At 71.9% G+C, this 4,596-nt stretch carries 4 protein-coding genes; 3 read left to right on the top strand and 1 reads right to left on the bottom strand.

All coding sequences use genetic code 11. From position 1 onward, the window contains the following. Together pth and ABYE80_RS17420 are read left to right on the top strand one after the other, a co-directional pair. Window positions 1-503 (top strand): aminoacyl-tRNA hydrolase (gene pth / locus ABYE80_RS17425; protein ID WP_372791577.1); only part of this gene is annotated, 503 nt, incomplete at its 5' end. A gap of 50 nt (window positions 504-553) precedes the next feature. After that, window positions 554-1,309, top strand: coding sequence for a trans-aconitate 2-methyltransferase (locus ABYE80_RS17420; protein ID WP_372791576.1), 756 nt, complete (start codon window positions 554-556; stop codon window positions 1,307-1,309). Window positions 1,310-1,418: 109 nt separating this feature from the next. Here ABYE80_RS17420 and ABYE80_RS17415 read toward each other — a convergent pair whose 3' ends face one another. Then, a complete protein-coding gene (locus ABYE80_RS17415) occupies window positions 1,419-2,237 on the bottom strand; it encodes a hypothetical protein (protein ID WP_372791575.1) in 819 nt (272 codons plus the stop codon). Window positions 2,238-2,494: 257 nt separating this feature from the next. Between ABYE80_RS17415 and ABYE80_RS17410 the strand changes: the two genes are divergently transcribed. Next, on the top strand, window positions 2,495-4,596 hold a 2,102-nt coding region (locus tag ABYE80_RS17410; RefSeq protein WP_372791574.1), incomplete at its 3' end, for a CarD family transcriptional regulator.

Raw genomic sequence — 4,596 nt, 5'->3', positions numbered from 1 at the left:
TGCTGGCCGAGCGGTGGGGCATGTCCAAGCCCAAGGCGAAGTTCTCCGGCCGCTATCGCGAGGGCAGGATCGGTCATCCGGGCTCGACGCTCGTCCGCGTCGGGCTCCTGGAGCCGCAGACCTTCATGAACGAGTCCGGGCGCGCGGCCGGGCCGGCCCGCGGCGCCCTGAAGGTGTCGCTGGACCACGTCCTCGTGCTGCACGACGAGATCGACCTGCGGTTCGGCGACGTCCGCAGTCGCCTCGGGGGCGGGCTCGCGGGGCACAACGGGCTGAAGTCGCTGAAGGCGGCCTTCGGCTCGCCGGACTTCCACCGCGTCCGGATCGGGGTGGGACGGCCCGACTCGACCGATCCGGAGGTCGTCGCCGGCTACGTGCTCGGACGGTGGCGCCAGACCGCCAAGGAGGTCGGGGACCTCGTGCACGCGGCGGCCGACGAGGCCGAGCGGATCATCCTCGCCGCACCCGAGACCCCGGAGGGTCCCGCCGACGCGCCCGCCTGAGGCGGAGGAGACGCTTGTACGTCATAACGTACGAGTGGTAGCGTTGGCGCATGGCATCGCGCGACTGGGACGGAGCGACGTACGACCGCATCAGCGCCCCCATGGAGGCGATGGGCCTCGCCGTGCTCGAGCGCCTCGACCTCCGTGGCGACGAGACGGTCGTCGACGCGGGGTGCGGGAGCGGACGGGTCACCCAGGCGCTCATCGCGCGGCTCCCGCGCGGACACGTGATCGGGATCGACGGCTCCGAGGACATGCTCACGGCCGCACGGCGGCGCCTGGGACCCGACGCGGACATCCGCGTCCAGGACCTTGTCGATCTCGACCTGGGCGACGACGCACCGGTCGACGCGATCCTCTCGACCGCGACCTTCCACTGGATCGCCGACCACCCGCGGCTGTTCGCCCGGCTGCGTGGGGCGCTGAAGGACGGCGGGCGCCTGGTGGCGCAGTGCGGTGGCGTCGGCAACGTGGCGCGCGTCCACGCCGCGGCGGGGGCGGTGGCCGACATGCCGCCGTTCGCCGAGTACCTCGAGAGGTGGGACGGGCCGTGGAACTTCGCGACCCCGGAGCAGACGGAGGAGCGACTGCTCGCAGCCGGCTTCTCCGACGCGCAGTGCTGGCTGGCGCCACAGCCGGTCATCCCGCCGGACCCCAAGACCTACCTGCACACGATCATCCTCGGCGCCCATCTCGAGCAACTCCCGGAGGACCTCCGCGTGCCGTTCACCGAGAGCGTGGTCGCCGGCCTCGGGTCGCCGGTCACGATCGACTACATCCGGCTGAACATCGACGCCACGGCCTGAGCCGCAGGCGCCTCGCGTGCGGCGGGACGGGAGCCCCGCGCCGCCGCACGCCCCGCGACCGCCGCGACGTCCGGCGGCCGCGGGACCACGTCGCTCCAGGCCCGGAGACCTAGGCGATCGACAGCGTGTTGACGTCGCGGTCCTTGGGCGTCCGCGCCGCAACCGCGTCGTACTCGTACGCCGTGCCCGGGATCGACGGGTGCGGCTTGCCGAAGCCGAAGCCGAGCTCCTCGAGCGCGGTGACGGCGTCGCCGATCTTGAAGAACCCGCCGCGACCGGTGGTCGGCAGGCCCGGGGCGTCCTCGCGCGTGGTGAACCGCGCGTAAGCGCGGTCGTTGCCCAGGCGGCCGAGGGACTGGAGCGCCAGCGCCCGGTGCACCGCCTCGGTCGCCATGATCTCCGCCGCGTAGCGGGCGAACTTCGACCCCGTCAGCGTGCCCTGGCGCGCGAACACGGTCGTGCCGAGCAGGTAGGCGTTGATGAAGACCTGATCACCGACGACGAGCGCGGTCAGCAGGTTGTCGACCGAGGCGAAGATCGAGTTCGGGACGTAGATCGTCTTCGTGACCTCCTTGCCCCCCACGGCGGAGGACGTGAGCAGCTCGTAGTGGAGCTTCTCCTCCTGCGCGGCGGTCGCGACGTTGCGACGGGTCACGGGATCCATCTTGCTGCCGAGCTTCTCGACGCCGACGGTGTTGACGATCGTGGCCAGGACCTCGGCCGTCGCGGCGACCGCCGCGATGTTCTCGATCGAGTTCGCGGGGTTCGTGTCGACCTTCGCCGACGCTGCGCTGGTGGCGTACCCGAGGATCCCGAGGGAGCCCATCGCCGCGGCGGTGCCCTTGACGAGCTGGCGACGGGTCGACGCCGAGCGATCCGCGTTCTGGCGGTCGATCGTGTCGAAGATGTGGTTGTTGACCTCTGACATGTGCTGCCTTTCTGTGACGGGTTGTCCTGCGGATCTGAGGGTGCCTACGCGAGCGGGCAGCGGTCAGAGCACTTCCTGGCGCGGAAGTCCGCACCGAGCATATCTGCGCCGCCAAACGCGGATCGGATGTTTGCCGCACGCGTTCAGGGGGAACGCGCGCCCGCGAGCGGGGGCCGCGACGCCCGCGTCGCTATCGTCCTGGGACCTGGCCGCGCGGGCCCCGCGCGGCCCGTCTGCGTGTCCGGAAGGTCCCTCTGATGTCGCTGCGCCCCCTCCTGAACCACCTCAACGGCTCCGACGACGGCGTGCGCCTGGCGCGCGAGGGCGGCTCCGCGTTCGTCGCCCAGTCCCTGCGCCCGTATCTCGTGGCCGCGCTGCTGGACGGCGTCGACGGGTCGGCCGCCGCCGGCCGTCCGGCGATCGTGGTCGCCGGCGACGATCGCCAGGCCCGTGACATCGCCGCGGACCTCCGAGCCTGGCTGCACCCGCGTCCGGTGCGCTTCTGCCCGTCGCGTGGTGTGGCCTACGAGTCGCACCTCGCTCCGCCACCGCACCTCGTCGGGCTGCGGATCGCCGCGCTCGACGCGCTCGTCTCCTGGGACGCGGACGACGCGGCGGCCGAGCCGCCCGTGGTCGTGGTCAGCGCGGTCGCGCTCTCGGAGAAGGTCCCCGACCCGGCCCTGCGCCCCAAGAGCTTCACGCTCAAGGTCGGCGATCTCGTCGATCTCGACGAGCTGTCCGCGGACCTCGTCGCGGCCGGGTACGAGCGGGTCGATCAGGTCGACGACCGCGGCCAGTTCGCTGTCCGCGGCGGGATCCTCGACGTCTACCCGGCGACGGAGGACCGGGCCGTCCGCGTCGACCTCTTCGACATCGAGATCGAGTCGCTGCGCGGGTTCAGCACCTTCACGCAGCGGTCGCTGGACGACCTCGCCGAGATCGAGATCGCGCCCGCCGCGGAGCTCTCGGCGGAGCACCGCTCCGACGCCGAGACGGCCACGGTGCTCGATGCCGACGACCGGCCCGACATCGCCGAACTGCTGCCCGTCGACCGCTTCCACGCGTTCCTGGACCTCGCGCCGCAGGACGCCGTCGTGTACCTGGCCGCCGAGGAGGAGGTCGCGCCCGCGCTGGCCGACCACTGGCAGGACGTCTGCGCGGCGTTCCACGACACCGACGCGCACCACCTGTACGTGGCGCCCGACGCGATCACGGCGGCGCTCACCGAGCGCGCGCACGTGCGGCTGTCGTCGATCAGCAGCGACCAGGACATGGAGTTCCGCGCGCAGGCGGCCGACACCTCGGCACGGTCGCTCAAGGAGGCCGAGCCGGAGCTCGAGAAGCTCGTGCGGTCCTCCTACCGGACCGTGGTCGCGTTCCCCCGCCGCGGCGACGGCGAGCGGGCCGCGTACAACTTCGCCCGGCTGAAGGCCGACTGGCTGGACCCGGACGACGTCGGCCGCTGGATCTCCCCCAAGGAGCGCGAGCTCGAGGGACCCCCGGTGGTCACCTTCGTCCAGGCACGCCTTCGCGACGGCTTCATCGCGCCCGGGATCAACCTGGCGGTCATCCCCGACCACCGGCTGTTCCGTCGCCGCCGCCAGCAGCGCGAGGACGCGACCCGGGGCGGCGGCAAGGGGGCGATCAAGCGCGGGGCGCTGCGCTCCTTCGCCGACCTGCGGACCGGCGACATCATCGTCCACGAGGACCACGGCGTCGCGCGCTTCGCCGGCTTCGAGACCAAGACCGTCGCGGGGGTCACACGCGACTACCTCGAGCTCGAGTACGCGGGGTCCGACAAGGTCTTCCTCCCGGTCGACCAGCTCCAGAAGATCAGCCGCTACGTCGGCGCGGGCGGTTCCCATCCGGCCCTGTCCAAGCTGGGCGGCAAGTCGTGGGAGACGCTCAAGTCCCGTGCCCGGCGGGCCGCCCAGGAGCTGGCGGGGGAGCTCATCAACCTCTACGCCGAGCGGCGCCGACGCCAGGGCCACGCCTTCCCGGAGGACTCCGAGTGGATGCGCGAGTTCGAGGAGCGGTTCGCGTGGACCGAGACGGCGGACCAGAAGGACGCGATCGAGGCGGTCAAGGGCGACATGGAGTCCGGCCGCCCGATGGACCGCCTGATCTGCGGCGACGTGGGCTACGGGAAGACCGAGGTCGCGCTGCGGGCCGCGTTCAAGGCCGCCGACGACGGCAAGCAGGTGCTCGTGCTGGCTCCGACGACCATCCTCGCGCAGCAGCACTTCGGGTCGTTCTCCGAGCGGATGAAGGACTACCCGTTCACGATCGACCACGTCAGCCGGTTCCGCACGCCCAAGGAGCAGAAGGAGGCGGTCGCGAGCTTCAACGACGGCAAGGT

Origin of the sequence: Paraconexibacter sp., assembly GCF_041602235.1 — a bacterium.
Lineage (GTDB): Bacteria > Actinomycetota > Thermoleophilia > Solirubrobacterales > Solirubrobacteraceae > Paraconexibacter.
The sequence above is the reverse complement of the archived record's forward strand: the minus strand, read 5'-3'. Positions and strand labels throughout refer to the sequence as shown.

Coding starts and splice junctions, on each gene's coding strand:
- ABYE80_RS17420 (WP_372791576.1), top strand. CDS start 554: ATGGCATCGCGCGACTGGGACGGAGCGACGTACGACCGCATCAGCGCC.
- ABYE80_RS17415 (WP_372791575.1), bottom strand. CDS start 2,237: ATGTCAGAGGTCAACAACCACATCTTCGACACGATCGACCGCCAGAAC.